The organism is Inquilinus ginsengisoli, from assembly GCF_031453975.1.
Classification (GTDB): domain Bacteria; phylum Pseudomonadota; class Alphaproteobacteria; order DSM-16000; family Inquilinaceae; genus Inquilinus; species Inquilinus ginsengisoli_A.
The window spans coordinates 150844-168498 of record NZ_JAVDPW010000006.1 but is presented as its reverse complement, the minus strand read 5'-3'; the positions used below and the strand labels follow the sequence as shown (position 1 = coordinate 168498).

Genomic DNA, 17655 nt, shown 5'->3' with positions numbered 1-17655 from the left:
AGCGGCGGGTCAACGATCCAGAGCCGCCTGCTGCAGCGCCGCGATCATCTCACGCAGGCCGCGCGTCAGGGGCTTGTCCCGGCGCAGCACGAGGCCGAGGCGGCGGTGCAGCCGCGGCGACAGGGAATGCGCCACCAGCCGGGTCTCGCCCGGCGGCATCGCCATGCGCGGCAGCACGGCACAGCCCAGGCCGGCGCCGACCAGTTCCTTGATTGCCTCGACGCTGCCCAGCGCCATCGCCGGCTTCAGGCTGATCCCGGCCGCCGCGAACCAGTCGTCGACGATGCGCCGGGTCTGGCCGCCCGGCTCGTAGAGCACGACCGGCCGCTGGGCCAGCACCGCCGGCGTCACCTCCGGCGGCAGGTCGTCCGCCTCGACCGGGGCCACGGCGACGAACTCCTCCTCCAGCAGCGGCGTCACGGCGAAGGCGCGGCCAGGCGCCGGCAGGGCGACGAGGCCGAGGTCGAGCGCGTTCTCCTCCAGCAGGCGCAGGACGTCGACGGCATTGCCGGTGCTGACCACGATCTCGAGCGACGGGAACCGCCGCCGCAGGGCCCGCAGCACCGGCGGCAGCAGGTAGATGCAGGCGGTGGCGCCGGTGCCCAGCCGGACCCGCCCGATGGTGCCGGTGGCGTGTTCGGCCATGGCCTCGACCGCCGTCGCCACCGCGGCCTCGATCTGCCCGGCATAGGCCAGCAGGTCGGCACCTGCCAGGGTCGGGGTCGCCCGCCGGCCGACCCGCTCGATCAGGCGGACGCCCAGCCTGGCCTCCAGCTGCCGGATCTGCAGGCTGACCGCCGGCTGCGTCAGGTTCAGCCGGGCGGCGGCGGCGGAGAAGCTGCCGGCCTGGATCACCTCGCAGAAGCTGCGCAACTGGTCGAGGTTCAGGCCGCGCATCCCAAAGAATTCCTTATCCTCTGCATTGAATATCCAAATTTCCCTTATCCGAAGCCACGGCGCAAGCTCGACTTCATCAGTTCCCCCGACCATAGCCGTGACCGATGTCCCGCCTTCCGCCCCTGACCGAGACCCTGCGCTGGCTCGCCGCCTCGCCCCTGTCGCGCCGGCGGCAGCTGGACATGCTGCGCGGGCTCGACGACCGGCGGCTGGCCGATCTCGGCATCTGCCGCGGCGAGGCCTTGCGCGGACGACCCGCCCCCGACAGAGAGACCCTGATGCCCGACCGCCACGACATCACCCTGCCCGCCCCGGTCACCATCCGCGATGCGGCCATGGCGGACATGGCGGCGGTGCAGGCGATCTATGCCCATCACGTCCTGCACGGCTTCGCCAGCTTCGAGGAGACGCCGCCGGACGCGGCCGAGCTGGTGGCGCGATGGGTGGCGACCCTGGGCCAGGGCCTGCCCTATCTGGCGGCGGAGATCGACGGCCGGGTGGTCGGCTATGCCTATGCCGGCGCCCACCGGCCGCGGCCGGCCTATCGCCACACGGTCGAGGATTCGGTCTATGTCGCCGACGGGCTGGCCGGCCGCGGCATCGGCCGGGCGCTGCTGGCGGGGCTGATCACCCGCTGTGAGGCCGGGCCCTGGCGCCAGATGGTCGCCGTGATCGGCGACAGCCGCAACGCGGCTTCGATCGCCCTGCACGAAAGGCTGGGCTTCCACCGGGCCGGCAGCTTCCGGTCGATCGGGTTCAAGCTGGGACGCTGGGTCGACACCGTGCTGATGCAGCGGCCCCTCGGCGTTGGCGACACCGTGGCGCCCGGCCCCGATGCGTGATCCGTCAGCGGAGGCTCAGGCCGTGTTGCGCCAGTAGGATTCCCGGCGCTCGACCACCAGATCGTTGCGCGGGCTGTGGCCGGTCGTCTTCCGGCCGCCCTTGATGTGGTCCATGAACCGACCGAGCCGGGAGTTGATCAGCACGTGCTTGGCCTGCCGGCCGATGCCGTCGGCGATGTCGAAGGACTGGTGGCCCGCGCGCTCGATCTGCCGCCGCACGACATCGAACAGATAGGCGTCGTGGAACTCGTACTGCTCGAACAGCTCGTCATGGGTGTAGAGGCGCTTGAACGCCGCCAGCATCTCCCGCGTCGCCGGGTGTCTCAGGTTGTAGGCGATGAAGCCGCATTCCGAGTAGGTCGGCCGGTCGAGATAGCCGACGAAGCAGTCGCGCGGAATGAAGCTCTCGAGCTCTTCCCGGCTCGGCTCGGCGAAGAACAGGCTGTCGGCATCGACCCAGATCAGCACGTCGGCATCGGTGTTTGCCGCGGCGTGGAAGATGGCGAAGGCCTTGTGGCTGAACCGCACCGCATCCCAGCGGAAGCCGGTGCCCCAGCGCCGGTCGCCCAGCTTGATCCGGTTCTTGTAGGGGTTGCGCGACAGCCGGAAGCGGTAGCGCTCGGTCTGGCCGTTGGCGAGCGGGTTGTCGGCGTGGCGGCTTTTGAAGGCGACCAGGTCGGGGCAGCTGGAGACCAGGTCCCGCACCACGATGCGGTCGCTCGGCACCTCCGGCTCGAAACCCTCGCGATAGACCAGGAGGGGGACATCCTCCGGCCAATAGAGGTCAAAGGTGTCGATCATGCGCTGCCCGTATTCGGCATAGCCGGCGCCGTTGCAGGTGGTGACAACGGCAAATTTCCGCATGGGCTCGGTGGAGCGACGCATATCGATCGTCATCTGGCTCTTGGATGGGTCAACGGAACCTCAAACACATCGCCGCGGCCAGCGTTCCCGCGTCTTGGCCTCAGCGGACCATAAGTGGTCCCGCCTGCGACGTGAAATTACCCTTTGGTAAAATGGAGAAACCCGCGGACGGCCCCGGATTGCCTTGGATTCACCGAATCTCGGCAGGGAATGCCCGGGTTTTCAGGCCGCCGTCCCTGCGCGCATTTGTCACTACAGAGTCGAGCAGCCCGGGGAACCGCGCCTCCAGATCGTCGCGGCGCAGGGAGATGAAGCGCTGGGTTCCTTCGATCCGCGTCCGGGTGACCCCGGCCTCGCGCAGCTTGGCGTAGTGGTAGGACAGGCTGGTCTTCGGCGCGTGGTCGATGCTGCTGCAGGCCTCCTCCCCCATCTCCGACAGCTGGAGCACGATCGCCAGGCGGGTCGGGTCGCTCAGCGCCGCGAGGATGGTGACGAGGTCCATCTGGTCGCGATCGGGGTGATAGGGCGTGCGCATGCCCCGAGATCTAAGCCATCCGGCGGCGATATTCAATGTTCAACGAATTTTGAACAATTGGCTTGACGGCTCCCTCGGCCAATCCGATATTTCAAATATCGTTGAACAATGGATCATCCCCATGCCCGCCTCCCTGGTCTGGCTCGCGATCGGCGCTTTCGCCATCGGCACCGAAGGCCTGATGATCGCCGGGCTGCTGCCCGCGATCGCCGCGGATTTCCACACCTCCGTCGCCACGGCCGGCGAGTTGATCACGATCTTCGCCCTCGCCTATGCGGTCGGCTCCCCGATCCTGTCGGCTTTTTGCGGCAGCCTCGATCGGCGCCGGCTGCTGGTGCTGGCCCTGCTGTTCTTCGCCTTCGCCAACCTGCTGGCGGCGGCGACCGAGACGCTGTGGCAGCTGGTTGCGGTCCGGGTGCTGCTGGCGCTCAGCGCTGGCCTGTTCATGCCGACGGCCTATGCCGTCGCCGCGTCCCTGGTCGTCCCGGAACGGCGCGGGCGGGCGATCGCCGCCGTCACCAGCGGCATGACCATCGCCACCGCGCTGGGCGTGCCGCTGGGCGCCTGGATCGGCAACCACGCGGATTGGCGGACCACCTTCCTGATCGTCGCCGGCCTCAGCCTCGCCGGCGTGTTCGGCCTGCGCTTCGGCCTGCCGGCGCAGCTGCCCCGCGGCGCCAGCACCCTGGCCGAACGACTGGCCGTCGCCCGCCGGCCGGCGGTGCTGCAGGCGCTGGTGGTCACCGTCTTCTGGATCGCCGCCGGCTTCGTGGTCTACACCTTCATCGCCCCGTTCCTGGAGCGGGCGACCGGCATCGGCGCCGACGGCGTCAGCGCCATGCTGTTCCTGTTCGGCATCGGCGCGGCCGCCGGCAACGCCCTGGGCGGCCACCTGACCGACCGGATCGGCCCGGTCCCGGTGCAGGCCTGGTCGCTTGGAGTCCTCACCCTGTCGCTGTTCGGCCTGTCGGCCGCCGCCCTCCTGCCGGCCCACCAGGCGCTGATCGTCGCGGCGCCGCTGATCGTGATCTGGAGCGTCGCCGGCTGGGCCTTCCACCCGGCCCAGACCACCCGGCTGATCCGCCTGGCGCCGGAGGTGGCGATGGTCGCCGCGTCCCTGAACTCCTCCGCGCTCTATGCCGGCGTCGCCTTCGGCTCGACGCTGGGCGCGATGACCATCGCCTGGGGCGACGTCACCGATCTCGGCTGGGTCGGGGCCCTGTGCGCCGCCATCGCGCTGGGCGTGCTGGCGGTGACGGTGCGGCGCAAGGCCACACGGGCGGTGCAGCCGGCGGTCTGAGCCGCCGCCCCGCTCGATCGTCGCTGATTTGGAAACAATCCTGTTCCGGACGGGCGGGTTCTCCCGTCCCGCATCAAGGACTACCTTCTCGGCGCAGCGTCGGCTGCGGGTACGATAGGGAAACGATGCGATGACGAAGGTTCTGGTCCTCTACTACAGCTCCTACGGCCATATCGAGACCATGGCCACGGCGATCGCCGAGGGCGTCCGCGAAGCGGGCGGCGAGCCCACCATCAAGCGCGTGCCCGAGACGGTGCCGGAAGAGGCCGCCCGCGCCGCCCACTTCAAGCTCGACCAGACGGCGCCGGTCGCCACGGTCGACGAGCTGGCCGATTACGACGCCGTGATCTTCGGCGTGCCGACCCGCTTCGGCATGATGGCCGCGCAGATGAAGACCTTCCTCGACCAGGCCAGCGGCCTGTGGATGAAGGGCGCGCTGATCGGCAAGGTCGGCAGCGTCTTCACCTCGTCCGCCACCCAGCATGGCGGCCAGGAATCGACCATCCTGAACTTCCACACCGTGCTGCTGCATCAGGGCATGGTGATCGTCGGCCTGCCCTATTCCTTCCAGGGCCAGATGACGCTGGACGAGATCACCGGCGGGTCGCCCTACGGCGCCTCCACCATCGCCGGCGGCCAGGGCCAGCGCCAGCCCAGCGCCAACGAGCTGGCGGCCGCCCGCTTCCAGGGCGCGCATGTCACGAAGATCGCCTCGAAGCTCGTCGGCTGAGCCTGTTGGAAATCCGCCGGGGCGCCGAGCCCCGGCGGCTGCGGAGAAGACGATGGGCCTGCTGATCGAAGGCCGCTGGGCCGACCAGTGGTACGACACCAAGGCGACCGGCGGCCGCTTCGTGCGGCAGGACAGCGCCTTCCGCGGCAAGGTCACGGCCGACGGCAGCTCCGGCTTCAAGGCCGAGGCCGGGCGCTATCACCTCTATGTCTGCTACGCCTGCCCCTGGGCCCACCGCACCCTGATCGTGCGGGCGCTGAAGAAGCTCGAGGACGTGATCTCGGTCGACGTGGTCGATCCGTTCATGGGCGCCCAGGGCTGGACCTTCGACGACATCCGCGACGGCAGCCGCTCGCCCGGCGCGACCGGCGACCGGGTCAACGGCAAGACCGCGCTGCACGAGGTCTACAGCCTGGCCAAGCCCGACTACACCGGCCGGGTCACCGTGCCGGTGCTGTGGGACAAGCAGACCGGCGCCATCGTGAACAACGAGTCGGCCGAGATCATCCGGATGCTGAATTCGGAGTTTGATGAATTCGCCGATCGTTCGGTCAATCTATCGCCGGCCGCGCTGCTGCCCGAGATCGACGCCATCAACGCCGATGTCTACGACCGGGTGAACAACGGCGTGTACAAGGCCGGCTTCGCCACCGAGCAGGCGGCTTACAACGAGGCCGTGACCCGGCTGTTCGAGGCGCTGCAGATGCTGGAGGCCCGGCTGTCGGCGCATCGCTGGCTGGTCGGCGACCGGCTGACCGAGGCCGACATCCGGCTGTTCACCACGCTGCTGCGCTTCGACCCGGTCTATCACGGCCACTTCAAGTGCAACCTGCGGCCGCTGCACGAATACACCGCGCTGTGGGGGCACACCCGCGAGATCGCTCAAGCGCCGGGCGTGGCCGCGACCATCGAGATGAGCCACATCAAGCGGCACTATTACGAGAGCCACCACAGCATCAACCCGACCGGCATCGTGCCGAAGGGCCCGGTGCTGGACCTGGCCGCACCGCATGGCCGCGAGCGGCTGCCCGAAGCCCGTTAACCCGTTCACATCCCGAACACCACGGTGCGCAGGATGCGCACCAGCAGGAACAGGCCGGTGAAGGCCAGGGCCTCGTCCCACAGGTTCAGGCGGCCCGGCTGCGGCGGCTCATGCGCCACCCAGGCGAACAGCGCGCTCCACAGCCCGGCGAAGAACATCACGGTCTGAAGCAGCTGCAGCATCTCGGGAATGGAGCGGCGGCCCGGCAGGGCGATCAGCGCCAGCATGCCCAGCATCATCGCCAGCCGCGAGACGAAGCTGGCGATGCGCCGGCGCGATTCCGGCGCGGTCCGCTGCCAGATGGTTTCGCCCGGGCCCGGCCTGACGGCCGCCGGCGGGGTCTCTTGGTCCAACATGATCATCGTCCGGATGTCGGCGCGCCGCCCCGTCCGGGACGACCGCTGAGGCCGCGACCCTGGCCCCCCCGCCCATCAAGTTTCCATACGTTTTGCGCGGTCGCGCTCCGCCCGCGCCTTCGCCGCCAGGGTCCGGTACTCCTCCCGGATCTCCTGCAGGTCCTTGTCGGAATGCTCCTCCAGATCGAGCATCCAGTTGCGCGCCACCTCCGTCGCCCGGATCAGCTCGTCGAGCTTGATCTGCACCGCCGCGCTGTCGCGGTTCTGGGTGTTCTGGATCAGGAACACCATGAGGAAAGTGATGATCGTGGTGCCGGTGTTCACGGTCAGCTGCCAGACGTCGGAGAAGCCGACGAACGGCCCCATCGCGGCCCAGGCGATCATCGCGCCCGCCGCGATGCCGAAGGTGACGGGATGGCCGGCCAGCTGGGAGAACCGGTTGGCGAAGCGAACGAACCAGGGGGCGTCCTTCAAGGCATCCTCCAAATCGGACCGGATGCCATGACAACGGGACGACGGGGCAGATCGTGCCGAGGCGAGGCGGCGCGCCGTTCGATTTCGCGGGCCGCCCCCTCCCCTCAATCCGGGCGGTTGTAGTCGTAGATCACCCGGCCGTAAGGCAGTGTCAGATCGGCGATCAGGTGATGCGCCCCGATCACCTTGCGCACCGGCAGGTCGGCCACCGGCGCGTTGACATGCGGCACCAGGTGCAGCCGCGCCGGCCCGATCCAAGACCCCTTCGGCGTGATGTCGACCAGGTTGTAGGCGACCAGCTGGCAGATCTCCGGCCGCCCGTCGACGCCCGGGATCAGCTTCAGGTTGACCTGGGTCTTCGACAGCGTCGCCATCGTCCGGTGGCCGTTGCCGGCCATGCTCTCATGCTTGTAGCCCATGGTGCCCATGGCCACGAGCTGGTCGGCATAGGACAGGGTGCCGGTCAGCGTGTCCTTCACGATCGCCAGCTTGGGATGCGCGTATTTCTTGGGAAAGCCCCAGATCTCGCGGCCGGCGGCGATCGGCGGGTCGTCGTCCAGGTACATCTGGGCGACGAAGCTCATCTCCTCGCCGCGGAACGTGCAGGGGATGACCATGCCGGATTCGGTGTAGCTGCCGAAGCCGGAGCTGTCCGGCATCCGGATCCACTCGTAATGCACCACCGGCCGCTCCAGCGGCTCCAGCGGCTCGGGCAGCTGGTCGCGGATCACCTCCGGATCGGTCTCGTAGGTGATGATCATGTATTCCCGGTCGACGAACCGGTACGGCCCGGCCGGATAGCTCGGCCCAGCGGCCGGCATCGACGGGAGCCGGAGGACATCTTCCCTGCGCATGATCTCAACCCTTTGCCGGACGGCCGCGATGCGGGCCGCGACCGTCATAGCCAGCAAGCGCTGAAACTCCCGCGACAGTCTTTCGACAGAGATGTGACATCGCTGCGGGCCGCGACGCCGGCCGCCGCCGCGTCATCAGACCGTCATCCATCCCGGCCTATCGTGCGCTCCCCAAGCAGGAGACCGGCCGGCCATGGATGCGAAGAGCCCAATTCGAGAGCACGACACCGCTTCCGCCGGCTGGCGGCCAGACCGCTGCGACCGCGTCGCCCTGGTGCTGCAGGGCGGCGGCGCCCTCGGCGCCTACCAGGCCGGCGTCTACCAGGCACTGCACGAGGCCGGGATCGAGCCGGACTGGGTGTCCGGCGTGTCGATCGGCGCGATCAACGCCGCCATCATCGCCGGCAACCCGCCGGAGCGGCGGCTGGAGCGGCTGAAGACGTTCTGGGAGCGGATCACCGACCGCCGGATCTGGGCCTACACCCCGGATGGCGACATCTTCCGCCAGATGCGCAACGCCACCAGCTCCTGGATGACGATGCTGCAGGGCCAGCCCGGCTTCTTCTCGCCGCACGGCACCAGCCCGTGGCTGAGCCCGGCCGGGGCCAAGAGCGCGACCAGCTACTACGACACCGCGGCGCTGCGCGAGACCCTGCTGGAGCTGGTGGATTTCGACCTGGTCAACAACGGCCCGGTGCGCTTCGCGGTCGGCGCGGTCAATGTGCTGAGCGGCAACTTCATCTATTTCGACAGCGCCGAGGAGGAGATCGCGCCCGACCATGTCATGGCCAGCGGCGCCCTGCCCCCGGCCCTGCCGATGGTCAAGATCGGCACCGACCATTACTGGGACGGCGGCATCGTCTCGAACACCCCGCTGCAGCACCTGCTGGACGAGGACAGCCGGCTGAACACGCTGGTGTTCCAGGTCGACCTGTTCAGCGCCCGGGGCGAGCTGCCGCGCGACATCCACGACGTGATGGCCCGGCACAAGGACATCATGTATTCGTCGCGCACCCGCTACACCACCGACCTGTACAAGCGGCTGCACATCTGGAAGACGCGGCTGGCGCAGGCCCTGGCCAAACTGCCGGAGGAGACGCTGTCGGACGATGAGCGGCGGATGCGGGACGAGCTGGCGCGGCTGCCGGAGATCACCATCCTGCACCTGATCTACCAGCAGAAGGCCTATGAGGGGCAGGCCAAGGACCACGAGTTCTCCGGCACCTCGATGCGCGAGCACTGGCAGAGCGGCTACGAGGACACCCGTCGCACGCTGAAGCGGAAGCAGTGGATGGAAATGCCCCGCGAAGGCGCGGGGATCGTGATCCACGACGTGCATCGGCTGGATTGAGGGGGGGGAACTGTCGAGTGTCTTCAAATTGCCTCTCTCGCCTGGCGGGAGAGGCAACCCCTTAGATCCTACTCTTTTCAATGTCATTGCCCGGCTTGACCGGGCAATCCAGGGGCCACCAAGAGCCGCTCTGGCCGCCCCTGGATGCCACGGTCAAGCCGTGGCATGACAATTGGGGTGGGACGGCTCGCGATGATGGTACGGGGCGGTTACCCCTCCCCTCACTGCCCCTGGTTCAGCGCCGCCGGCAGCTTGTTGGCCTGCAGGCCGTATTTGGCCAGGATCTGGTCGTAGGTGCCGTCGGCCTGCAGCTTCTCCACCGCCGTCTTCACCGCGTCGCGCAGCTGCGGCTCGGTCTTCAAGACCGGGATGCCGACCAGGGATTCGGTGAAGGCCTGGCCGATCGCGACATAGGTGTCGGGCTCCAGCTGCTGGAAATAGGGCAGCGTCTCGTTACCCTGGGCCGCCGCCTGGATGCGCTGGGTCTTCAGCTGGGTCCGCGCATCGGCCGAGCCTTCGGTGCCGACCACATTGATCGCCGGCTTGCCCTTGGCGACGCAGTTGGCGTCGCTCCACTCGCCGATCTGCTGCGGCCAGTTGGTCGACCGGCTGGCGCCGACCGTCTTGCCGCACAGATCCTCCGGCGTCTTGATTTCACCGGCCAGCGCGGTCGAGGTGTAGAACTGCGCGCCCGACTTCATGTAGTCGACGAAATCGGCGGTGTCGCGGCGCGCCGGCGTGTCGCTCATCCCCGCCATCACCATGTCGATGCGCCCGGTCTGCAGCGACGGCAGCATCTGGGCGAAGGCGATCTCCTGCCACTCGACCTCGACGCCGAGCTGCTTGCCGATCGCCTTGCCCAGGTCGATGTCGAAGCCGGTCAGCTCGTTGGTTGCCAGGTCCTTGTAGATGATCGGCGGGTAGTTGTTGTTGGTGCCGATGATGATCTTGCCGGCCTGCTTGATGCGGTCGGGCAAGGCCTGGGCCGAGGCGGAGGTGACGGCCAGCGCGGCGACGGCCGCGGTGGCGGCGAGCAGGGCGAAACGGGTCATGAAGGCCTCTCCTGTTGTTGTGGGTCCGCCGGTCACGACAGGACGGCGGCGATGAAGTCGCGGGTGCGCGCCTCGCGCGGGCTGCCCAGCACCTGCTGCGGCGGCCCCATCTCGACGATGCGGCCGCGATCCATGAACACGACCCGGCCGGCGACCTCGCGGGCGAAGCCCAGCTCATGCGTCACCACGATCATGGTCATGCCGCTGGCGGCGAGGTCGCGCATCACCGCCAGCACCTCGCCCACCAGTTCCGGGTCCAGCGCCGAGGTCGGCTCGTCGAACAGCATCAGCTTCGGCTTCATCGCCAGGGCGCGGGCGATGGCGATGCGCTGCTGCTGGCCGCCGGACAGTTCGGCCGGATAGGCGTCGCGCTTGTCTGCCAGGCCGACCCGCTGCAGCAGCGTCATCGCCTCGGCCACCATCTGCGCCTTCGGCCGCTTCTGCACGGTGACCGGGCCTTCGATGATGTTGGCCAGCACCGTCATGTGGGCGAACAGGTTGAAGCGCTGGAACACCATGCCGCTGGCCAGGCGCTGGCGCGCCACCTCGCGGTCGGTCAGGGCATAGAGGCTATCGCCCTCCTGCCGGAAGCCAGCGAGTTCGCCATCGACCCAGACCGCGCCGCCATCGACGCTTTCGAGCTGGTTGATGCAGCGCAGCAGCGTGCTCTTGCCCGAGCCGGACGGGCCGATGATGCACAGCACCTCCCCCGGCTCGACCTCGAGCGACACGCCCTGCAGCGCGTGCAGCGACCCGAAATGCTTGTGGATCTCGGCGGCGACCACCATCGGCGGCATGGCTCAGGCCTCCTTCGGCTGGTCGATCACAACGGCGCGCTTGCGCTGCGCCCCGTCGCGCCCGCGGGCAAAATGCTTCTCGAGGAAATGCTGGCCGATGCTGAGCACGGTCACCACCACCAGGTACCAGATCGCGGCGACGATCAGCAGCTCGATCACCCGGGCGTTGGCGTAGTAGATGGTCTGGGCATTGCGCAGCATCTCGGCGTACTGGATGACGCTGGCGACCGAGGTCAGCTTGACCATCGAGATCACCTCGTTGCCGATCGGCGGGATGATCACCCGCATCGCCTGCGGCAGCACGATGCGGCGCAGCGCCACCAGCCGGGTCATGCCGATCACCTTGGCCGCCTCGGTCTGGCCCAGGTCGACCGACAGGATGCCGCCGCGCACCACCTCGGCGGTGTAGGCGCCCTGGTTGATGCCGAGGCCCAGCAGCGTGGCGACGAAGGGCGTGATCAGCTCGACCGTCCGCGCCTCGAACAGGCCGGGGATGCCGATCACCGGGAACACCAGCGCCAGGTTGAACCACAACAGCAGCTGGAGCAGCAGCGGCGTGCCGCGGAAGAACCAGATGTAGCCGACCGCCACGGTCTTCAGCACCGGGTTGGGCGACATCACCATGATGGCGAAGACCACGCCCAGCGCGATGCCCAGCGCCATGGCGCAGACCGTCATCAGGATGGTGTTGGCCAGGCCGGACAGGATCGCCGGGGCGGTGAAGAACTGCCCCACCACCGGCCAGGCGATCTGGCCGACGGCGAAGGCCCGCACCACCGCGGCCAGCGCCACTAGGATCAGCGCCGCCGCGACCCAGCGGCCGTAGTGCCGGCGCGGCACATGGCGCAGATGGGCGATGGAATAGGGCGAGGCCCCCGTGGTGTCGGTCATCCCGTGTCCCCCTGCCCTAGACGTGTGGACCATCATAGCGCTGGGCCCAGTCGTCCTGCTCCATCAACAGCTCGCGCAGCCGCGCCAGCTGTTCCCGCACCCGGTCCGGCGCGGTGCCGCCATGGCCCGACCGGGCGGCCACCGCCGCCTGCGGCGTCAGGCAGGACCGGATCTCCGGCGCCAGCCGCGGATCGACCGCGGCGAGGTCGGCATCCTCCAGCTCCTCCAGGCCGATGCCGCGATCCTCGCAGCGGCGGACCAGGGCGCCGGTGATCTCATGCGCCTCGGAGAACGGCACGCCGCGCCGCGACAGCCAGTCCGCCACCTCGGTCGCCAAAGTGAAGCCCTCGACCGACTGGCGCCGCAGCGTCTCGACATTGATCCGCAGGGTGCGCAGCATCCCGGCCATCGCCGGCAGCACGGCGTCCAGCGTGTCGACCGCCTCGAAGGCGGCGCGCTTGTCCTCGGCCAGGTCGCGGTTGTAGGCGAAGGGCAGGCCCTTCAGCGCCGTCAGCATCGCGGTCAGCCCGCCGATCAGCCGGGCGGCGCGGCCGCGCGTCAGCTCGGCGATGTCGGCGTTCTTCTTCTGCGGCATGATCGAGGAGCCGGTGGCGTAGGCATCGTCCAGCTCGACCCAGCGGAACTGGCGCGACGACCACAGGAACACCTCCTCCGCCAGCCGCGACAGATGCACCGACAGCATCGCGGCGACGAACAGGAACTCCGCCACATGGTCGCGGCTGCTGACCGCGTCGATCGAGTTCTCGCAGGGGCCGTCATAGCCCAGCTCGGCGGCCGACAAATCGGGCCGCAGCGCGATGGCGGACCCGGCCAGGGCGGCGGCCCCGAGAGGTGAGCGGGCGCTGCGCCGGTCCCAGTCCTGCAGCCGGTCGACATCCCGGGCGAAGGTCTGGGCGTGGGCCAGCAGCTGGTGCGCGAAGGTGACCGGCTGGGCCGGCTGCAGATGGGTGAAGCCGGGCGCCAGGGTGGCGACATGCGCCTCGGCCTGCCCGACCAGCGCCTGCTGCAAGGTCATCACGTGGCCGGCGAGGCGGCGGGCGACGTCGCGCAGGTAGAGCTTGAGGTCGTTGGCGGCCTGGTCGTTGCGCGACCTTCCGGCGCGCAGCTTGCCGCCGAGCGTGCCCAGCCGTTCGGTCAGCGCCCGTTCGAGGAAGGTGTGGACGTCCTCGTCGCCCTCGTTCGGCAGCACCGCGCCGGCCGCGACGTCGCGGCCCAGCTCGGCCAAAGCGGCTAGGGTGGTCTCGCCCTCGGCTTCGGTCAGGATCCCGGCCCGCACCAGCTCGCGCGCATGGGCGGCCGAGGCGGCGAGGTCGTAGGGGGCGAGGCGGAAATGGCTGGCATCCGAGCGCGACAGGCGCATCAGCTCCGGCGCGGGCGCGGCGCGGAAGCGGGCGCCCCAGAGACGGGTCGGTTCGGTCATGGGAGCCCCCTGTTCGGACCCGGGATGCTGTCAAGCCGAGCCGAGAGCCACAATGGAAATGATTTCCCCGGGATAGTCGGGAATGGAATATCGTGCCGGCCGGTTCCGACAGAGATGCGCCGCCGATGCAGGTCCCCCTTCCCTCCACCACCGCGCTGCGGGTGCTGGCCGCTTTGGTCGAGCACGGCTCGGCCTCCGAGGCGGCGAAGAGCGTGAACCTGACCCAGAGCGCGGTGAGCAAGCAGCTGCGCAGCCTGGAGGAGATCGCCGGCATGCCGCTGTTCGCCCGCACCGGCCGCGGCCTGGTGCCGACCGAGGCCGGGCGGATCTACGTCAGCCAGGCGCGGATCGCCCTGGGGGCGCTGGAGACGGCGGCCGGCCGGGTCGCGGCGCTGCGCGGGTCGCCCAACGCCATCCGGCTGCATGTGCTGCCGATCCTGGGCGACCGCTGGCTGGTGCCACGGCTGTCGCAACTGGCCAAGGCGCGGCCGGAGCTGGAGGTGCAGTTCACCACCCAGGCCACCGGCGACACGGTCGAGGAGGCCGATGCGGTGTTCCGCTTCGGCGAGGGCGAGTGGCTAGGCCAGCGGGCGGAATACCTGTTCGGCCGCAACGTGGCGCTGGTCGGGGCGCCGCAGCTTTTGTCCCGGATGGGCGGCATCGCCGGGGCCGAAGATGTCCGGCGCTACACCGTGCTGGACCATCGCCACACGCCGCTGCGCTGGAGCGAATTCGCCGGGGCCCAGGGGCTGGCGGAGTTCGCCCCGGCCCATATGGTACATTTCGGCTTCTACGCCCTGGTGATCCGCGCCGCCATCGCCGGCCAGGGCCTGGCCCTGGTGCCGCGCTGCCTGATCGCGGAGGAATTGCTGACCGGTCGTTTGGTCAATCCCGAGGGCCTCGGCTTCCACAGCCGCCACGGCTACTGGTTCACCCAGCCGGCGGACCGCGTGCCGCGCCCCGGCCTGGTCGCCTTCCGCGACTGGCTGCTGGACGAGGCCCGTGGTCTGGGGCCGGGGATGTAGTCGGAGAAACGATTAAAGAAAGCAGTGCCGCTTGGCCTCAACGCCACGCCGATGCTTGTGCCATATCGAGGATGAGGTCAGGCTCGTCATAAAGGTAGACGCAGCATGGCATCCGGCTTGGGTCGGCTCTGAGCGACTTCGATTCTTCAATGTTGACGGCGACATTCTGTCAATAACCACGACTTGGCAAACCCATCCGAAGTTCCCCGGGCGAACGGCGCGCGGCGTGCTGACGGCGCAAAGGTCATAAGTGTCGATCCGGGTATGGGGTCCGGGCGCGGCGAGGTTCCAGGCGTCCAGTCGCCAGATGCCGCGACGGCGTTGGCGCAGCAGCACGCCGACCTCTGGCGCGCGCAGGTGAAGCCCTACCGCGTGCCGTTCGTGCATATCGGCTCGGCCCCGTGGGCGAAGGCCAAATGCATTTCATCTGCCAGGTTGAGCCAAAGCAGGAGGGTGCATAAAATCAAGATTTCTGTGGCCACCTAACCTTGTGCTCGTGCAAAGCGAGCCAGGCTGGTCCTGACCACGAGGTGATGAAAGGGCCTGATCACGTTGAGATAGGTGAGGCCGAAGGCATTGTGGGAGTGCACGACGGTTGTCGCGATGAGCTTCGTGCCGGTTGGAGAATTGCCGCGAAGCAGCGATAATCGGAAGTCCAGGTGTCGATCATCCTCACCCAGCACAATCTCGTCGTCGCTTTCCCATTGCACCGGGAAAAAGTCCACGCGTTCATTGTCGGCCCTGGACGCTCGGACCTCGCCGGAGGCTTTGACGTCGAAGGGCGTCACCATGGCGTCGCGCACCGCGACCAAAGCCTTGATCCACGCGGGCGGATCGCCGAGTGTCCGGGTCGCCAGCACGCGCATGCTGTACTGTTTCGATGAACTCAAATCGGTGCTGTAGCTATCGAGTAGGCTGGCGTTCTCGTACCAGCCTGCAACGACGCTTTCAGGTGGCGGCGTGGTCCGGCGCACCCGCGCTTTGCGTTCTAAGCACATGCCGAAAGCTCGATCATGGCAGTCTTTGCGACAGCTGGCCGGCCAATAGCGGTGAGGGAGTACATGCCTCGGAACGGAGCCGATCGGCAACGATATAATATTGAACGTGAGCGCTATGCAGTGATTTGTCCGATGAACAATACGCTCTGATAGTGCCGCTGCTGCCGCAGCCCAAGCGGCGCGGTCGCAAGCCAAAGCCACTGGGTTAAGGTCGCTTTTGCCGATGCGGGCTGCAATGGCGACGAAGCTCAACGGGCTGCTTCGAGGCGAGCCGCATTGAGGTCGTCGTTGTGAAGAGAATTGATTAAGAAATGAAGTTTATGGATTTCACAGGAGACATAGCGCTTCGCGGCAAGCGACATCACGCTCGATTTCCCATATTCGGCATATGAATGTGACAAGGGACAAGCGACGCGACCACCAGATCCTTGATCACCCATCAATAGCGCCCCTGTGCAGGATCGCCACGCCCTGCAGGACCGGCGATGACGACGCAGTGAATGCACGAAGGGAGACACGCCATGAACCCCGCGATCGACCGCAAGGACTGGGCCGAGGATCCCGGACGCTGGCATGGCGAGGTCCAGCTCGGCCGCCACGGCGCCGGTATCTCGGTGATCTTCTTCGAGCGCGACGAGCCCGGCGGCGGGCCGAAGCTGCACCGCCACCCCTATCCCGAGACCTTCATCATCCGCTCCGGCCGCGCCCTGTTCACACTGGGCGCCCGGGAGATCCTGGCCGAGGCCGGGCAGATCGTGGTGGTGCCGCCGAACACCCCGCACAAATTCACCAATCCCGGCCCGGCGCCGCTGCACACCATCGACATCCATGAGAACGGCACCTTCATCACCGAATGGCTCGAATGAGCCGATCGCGCTGGTTGAAGGCCGCCGGGACGTCTAGGACAGAATGATCACCCGAGAGAGTTGGACGACCGGCATGGATGCGCGCGCAAACGGTTTGACGATCAAGGCGCCGGGCCGGCCGCTGACCGGCCGCGTCACCCCGCCCGGCTCGAAGTCGATCACCAACCGCGCCCTGCTGCTGGCGGCGCTGGCCCGAGGCACCAGCCGCCTGACCGGCGCGCTGAAGAGCGACGATACCAAGCTGATGGCCCAGGCCCTGCGCGCCATGGGCGTGACCATCGACGAGCCGGATGCGACGAGCTTCACGGTCACCGGCACCGGCCGGCTGCGGGCCCCGGCCGCGCCGCTGTTCCTGGGCAATGCCGGCACCGCGATGCGCTTCCTGACCGCGGCGGTGACCATGATCGACGGCACCGTGGTGGTCGACGGCGACGCCCATATGCGCAAGCGGCCGATCGGCCCGCTGGTCCAGGCGCTGCGCTCACTCGGCATCGACATCGCCGACAGCAATGGATATCCGCCGGTCACGGTGCATGGCCGCGGCCCCTTCTCCGCCGGCCGGGTGGAGATCGATGGCGGCCTGTCCAGCCAGTACATCTCGGCGCTGCTGATGGCGGCCGCCTGCGGCACCGGGCCGGTCGAGGTGGCGCTGACCGGCAGCGAGATCGGCGCCCGCGGCTATGTCGACCTGACCGTCGCGGCGATGCGCGCCTTCGGCGCCGAGGTCGAGCAGCTGGACGAAGCGGCCTGGCGGGTGCAGCCCACCGGCTACCGCGCCGCCGACTTCACGGTCGAACCCGACGCCTCGGCCGCGACCTATCTGTGGGGCGCCGAGGTGCTGACCGGCGGCGCCATCGACCTGGGCGTGCCGGCCGATGCCTTCACCCAGCCGGATGCCAAGGCCCAGGCGCTGATCGCGGCGTTCCCGCATCTGCCGGCGGTGATCGACGGGTCGCAGATGCAGGATGCGGTGCCGACCCTGGCGGTGCTGGCCGCCTTCAACCGCACCCCGGTGCGCTTCACCGGCATCGCCAATCTGCGGGTCAAGGAATGCGACCGGGTCAGCGCGCTGGCCACCGAGCTGTCGCGCATCCGCCCCGGCCTGGGCCGCGAGGACGGCGACGATTTGATCGTGGCGTCCGACCCCGACCTGGCCGGCCAGGTGCTGCCGACCCGGATCGAGACCTACGCCGACCACCGCATCGCCATGAGCTTCGCTTTGGCCGGGCTGAAGATCGGCGGCATCACCATCCTGGACCCCGGCTGCGTCGCCAAGACCTATCCCGGTTTCTGGGATGCGCTGGCTTCGCTCGGCGTCACCTACGACACGGTGGATTGAC

The 17655-nt window shown here is 68.5% G+C and carries 19 protein-coding genes; 8 read left to right on the top strand and 11 right to left on the bottom strand.

The window, feature by feature from the left end; all coding sequences use genetic code 11:
- Positions 1-9: 9 nt before the first annotated feature.
- Positions 10-897, bottom strand: coding sequence for a LysR family transcriptional regulator (locus E9232_RS17925; protein WP_309796033.1), 888 nt, complete (start codon positions 895-897; stop codon positions 10-12).
- A gap of 104 nt (positions 898-1001) precedes the next feature.
- Between E9232_RS17925 and E9232_RS17920 the strand changes: the two genes are divergently transcribed.
- A complete protein-coding gene (locus E9232_RS17920; RefSeq protein ID WP_309796032.1) occupies positions 1002-1739 on the top strand; it encodes a GNAT family N-acetyltransferase in 738 nt (245 codons plus the stop codon).
- A gap of 15 nt (positions 1740-1754) precedes the next feature.
- On the opposite strand, the gene E9232_RS17915 is transcribed toward E9232_RS17920, so the two are convergent.
- Positions 1755-2603, bottom strand: a complete 849-nt coding sequence (locus E9232_RS17915) for a hypothetical protein (RefSeq protein ID WP_309796031.1) — start codon at positions 2601-2603, stop codon at positions 1755-1757.
- 190 nt (positions 2604-2793) lie between these two features.
- Positions 2794-3138 carry an ArsR/SmtB family transcription factor gene (locus E9232_RS17910; protein ID WP_309796029.1) on the bottom strand — a complete coding sequence of 115 codons (345 nt, stop codon included), beginning with the start codon at positions 3136-3138 and terminating at the stop codon, positions 2794-2796.
- Between the two features lie 121 nt (positions 3139-3259).
- Between E9232_RS17910 and E9232_RS17905 the strand changes: the two genes are divergently transcribed.
- From E9232_RS17905 to E9232_RS17895, 3 genes are all read left to right on the top strand, one after another.
- Positions 3260-4438: an MFS transporter gene (locus tag E9232_RS17905; protein ID WP_309796027.1), complete on the top strand. Its 1179-nt coding sequence runs from the start codon at positions 3260-3262 to the stop codon at positions 4436-4438.
- Between the two features lie 130 nt (positions 4439-4568).
- Positions 4569-5168, top strand: a complete 600-nt coding sequence (gene wrbA / locus E9232_RS17900) for an NAD(P)H:quinone oxidoreductase (RefSeq protein ID WP_309796024.1) — start codon at positions 4569-4571, stop codon at positions 5166-5168.
- A gap of 52 nt (positions 5169-5220) precedes the next feature.
- Positions 5221-6210 carry a glutathione S-transferase family protein gene (locus E9232_RS17895; protein WP_309796022.1) on the top strand — a complete coding sequence of 330 codons (990 nt, stop codon included), beginning with the start codon at positions 5221-5223 and terminating at the stop codon, positions 6208-6210.
- 5 nt (positions 6211-6215) lie between these two features.
- Here the strand turns inward: E9232_RS17895 and E9232_RS17890 are convergent, their stop codons facing one another.
- The 3 genes from E9232_RS17890 to E9232_RS17880 all read right to left on the bottom strand — a co-directional run bounded on the left by E9232_RS17890 (position 6216) and on the right by E9232_RS17880 (position 7894).
- Positions 6216-6566, bottom strand: coding sequence for a hypothetical protein (locus tag E9232_RS17890; protein ID WP_309796020.1), 351 nt, complete (start codon positions 6564-6566; stop codon positions 6216-6218).
- Positions 6567-6641: 75 nt separating this feature from the next.
- A complete protein-coding gene (locus E9232_RS17885) occupies positions 6642-7040 on the bottom strand; it encodes a low affinity iron permease family protein (protein WP_309796018.1) in 399 nt (132 codons plus the stop codon).
- A 104-nt stretch (positions 7041-7144) separates the two neighbouring features.
- Entirely contained in the window at positions 7145-7894 is a 750-nt protein-coding gene (locus tag E9232_RS17880) for an acetoacetate decarboxylase (RefSeq protein ID WP_309796017.1), read from the bottom strand.
- A 193-nt stretch (positions 7895-8087) separates the two neighbouring features.
- Between E9232_RS17880 and E9232_RS17875 the strand changes: the two genes are divergently transcribed.
- The gene (locus E9232_RS17875) at positions 8088-9245 is read left to right on the top strand and encodes a patatin-like phospholipase family protein (protein WP_309796015.1); all 1158 of its coding nucleotides are present in this window, start codon (positions 8088-8090) and stop codon (positions 9243-9245) included.
- A gap of 221 nt (positions 9246-9466) precedes the next feature.
- Here E9232_RS17875 and E9232_RS17870 read toward each other — a convergent pair whose 3' ends face one another.
- Genes E9232_RS17870 through argH form a run of 4 tightly spaced genes read right to left on the bottom strand, consistent with a single transcriptional unit; the run spans position 9467 to position 13426 of the window.
- Entirely contained in the window at positions 9467-10297 is an 831-nt protein-coding gene (locus E9232_RS17870) for an ABC transporter substrate-binding protein (protein ID WP_309796013.1), read from the bottom strand.
- Positions 10298-10329: 32 nt separating this feature from the next.
- A complete protein-coding gene (locus E9232_RS17865) occupies positions 10330-11094 on the bottom strand; it encodes an amino acid ABC transporter ATP-binding protein (protein ID WP_309796012.1) in 765 nt (254 codons plus the stop codon).
- 3 nt (positions 11095-11097) lie between these two features.
- Positions 11098-11985 carry an amino acid ABC transporter permease gene (locus tag E9232_RS17860; protein WP_309796010.1) on the bottom strand — a complete coding sequence of 296 codons (888 nt, stop codon included), beginning with the start codon at positions 11983-11985 and terminating at the stop codon, positions 11098-11100.
- A 16-nt stretch (positions 11986-12001) separates the two neighbouring features.
- Complete coding sequence (argH, locus tag E9232_RS17855; protein ID WP_309796009.1) at positions 12002-13426, bottom strand: argininosuccinate lyase; 1425 nt, start codon at positions 13424-13426, stop codon at positions 12002-12004.
- Between the two features lie 125 nt (positions 13427-13551).
- On the opposite strand from argH, the gene E9232_RS17850 reads away from it, so the two are divergent.
- Positions 13552-14451 (top strand): LysR substrate-binding domain-containing protein, encoded by a 900-nt coding sequence (locus E9232_RS17850; RefSeq protein ID WP_309796007.1) that lies wholly within the window; start codon positions 13552-13554, stop codon positions 14449-14451.
- A gap of 482 nt (positions 14452-14933) precedes the next feature.
- Here the strand turns inward: E9232_RS17850 and E9232_RS17845 are convergent, their stop codons facing one another.
- Positions 14934-15701, bottom strand: a complete 768-nt coding sequence (locus tag E9232_RS17845; protein ID WP_309796005.1) for a DUF2867 domain-containing protein — start codon at positions 15699-15701, stop codon at positions 14934-14936.
- Positions 15702-15970: 269 nt separating this feature from the next.
- Here E9232_RS17845 and E9232_RS17840 point away from each other — a divergent pair, with 269 nt between their 5' ends.
- Together E9232_RS17840 and E9232_RS17835 are read left to right on the top strand one after the other, a co-directional pair.
- Positions 15971-16315, top strand: coding sequence for a cupin domain-containing protein (locus tag E9232_RS17840; RefSeq protein WP_309796001.1), 345 nt, complete (start codon positions 15971-15973; stop codon positions 16313-16315).
- A 73-nt stretch (positions 16316-16388) separates the two neighbouring features.
- Complete coding sequence (locus E9232_RS17835; RefSeq protein ID WP_309795998.1) at positions 16389-17654, top strand: 3-phosphoshikimate 1-carboxyvinyltransferase; 1266 nt, start codon at positions 16389-16391, stop codon at positions 17652-17654.
- The last annotated feature ends 1 nt before the right edge of the window (position 17655 follow it).

Excerpts from the sequence above, each read along its gene's own strand:
- E9232_RS17925 (WP_309796033.1), bottom strand. The coding sequence starts at position 897 with ATGCGCGGCCTGAACCTCGACCAGTTGCGCAGCTTCTGCGAGGTGATC.
- E9232_RS17920 (WP_309796032.1), top strand. The coding sequence starts at position 1,002 with ATGTCCCGCCTTCCGCCCCTGACCGAGACCCTGCGCTGGCTCGCCGCC.
- E9232_RS17915 (WP_309796031.1), bottom strand. The coding sequence starts at position 2,603 with ATGCGGAAATTTGCCGTTGTCACCACCTGCAACGGCGCCGGCTATGCC.
- E9232_RS17910 (WP_309796029.1), bottom strand. The coding sequence starts at position 3,138 with ATGCGCACGCCCTATCACCCCGATCGCGACCAGATGGACCTCGTCACC.
- E9232_RS17905 (WP_309796027.1), top strand. The coding sequence starts at position 3,260 with ATGCCCGCCTCCCTGGTCTGGCTCGCGATCGGCGCTTTCGCCATCGGC.
- wrbA (WP_309796024.1), top strand. The coding sequence starts at position 4,569 with ATGACGAAGGTTCTGGTCCTCTACTACAGCTCCTACGGCCATATCGAG.
- E9232_RS17895 (WP_309796022.1), top strand. The coding sequence starts at position 5,221 with ATGGGCCTGCTGATCGAAGGCCGCTGGGCCGACCAGTGGTACGACACC.
- E9232_RS17890 (WP_309796020.1), bottom strand. The coding sequence starts at position 6,566 with ATGTTGGACCAAGAGACCCCGCCGGCGGCCGTCAGGCCGGGCCCGGGC.
- E9232_RS17880 (WP_309796017.1), bottom strand. The coding sequence starts at position 7,894 with ATGCGCAGGGAAGATGTCCTCCGGCTCCCGTCGATGCCGGCCGCTGGG.
- E9232_RS17875 (WP_309796015.1), top strand. The coding sequence starts at position 8,088 with ATGGATGCGAAGAGCCCAATTCGAGAGCACGACACCGCTTCCGCCGGC.
- E9232_RS17870 (WP_309796013.1), bottom strand. The coding sequence starts at position 10,297 with ATGACCCGTTTCGCCCTGCTCGCCGCCACCGCGGCCGTCGCCGCGCTG.
- E9232_RS17865 (WP_309796012.1), bottom strand. The coding sequence starts at position 11,094 with ATGCCGCCGATGGTGGTCGCCGCCGAGATCCACAAGCATTTCGGGTCG.
- E9232_RS17860 (WP_309796010.1), bottom strand. The coding sequence starts at position 11,985 with ATGACCGACACCACGGGGGCCTCGCCCTATTCCATCGCCCATCTGCGC.
- argH (WP_309796009.1), bottom strand. The coding sequence starts at position 13,426 with ATGACCGAACCGACCCGTCTCTGGGGCGCCCGCTTCCGCGCCGCGCCC.
- E9232_RS17850 (WP_309796007.1), top strand. The coding sequence starts at position 13,552 with ATGCAGGTCCCCCTTCCCTCCACCACCGCGCTGCGGGTGCTGGCCGCT.
- E9232_RS17840 (WP_309796001.1), top strand. The coding sequence starts at position 15,971 with ATGAACCCCGCGATCGACCGCAAGGACTGGGCCGAGGATCCCGGACGC.
- E9232_RS17835 (WP_309795998.1), top strand. The coding sequence starts at position 16,389 with ATGGATGCGCGCGCAAACGGTTTGACGATCAAGGCGCCGGGCCGGCCG.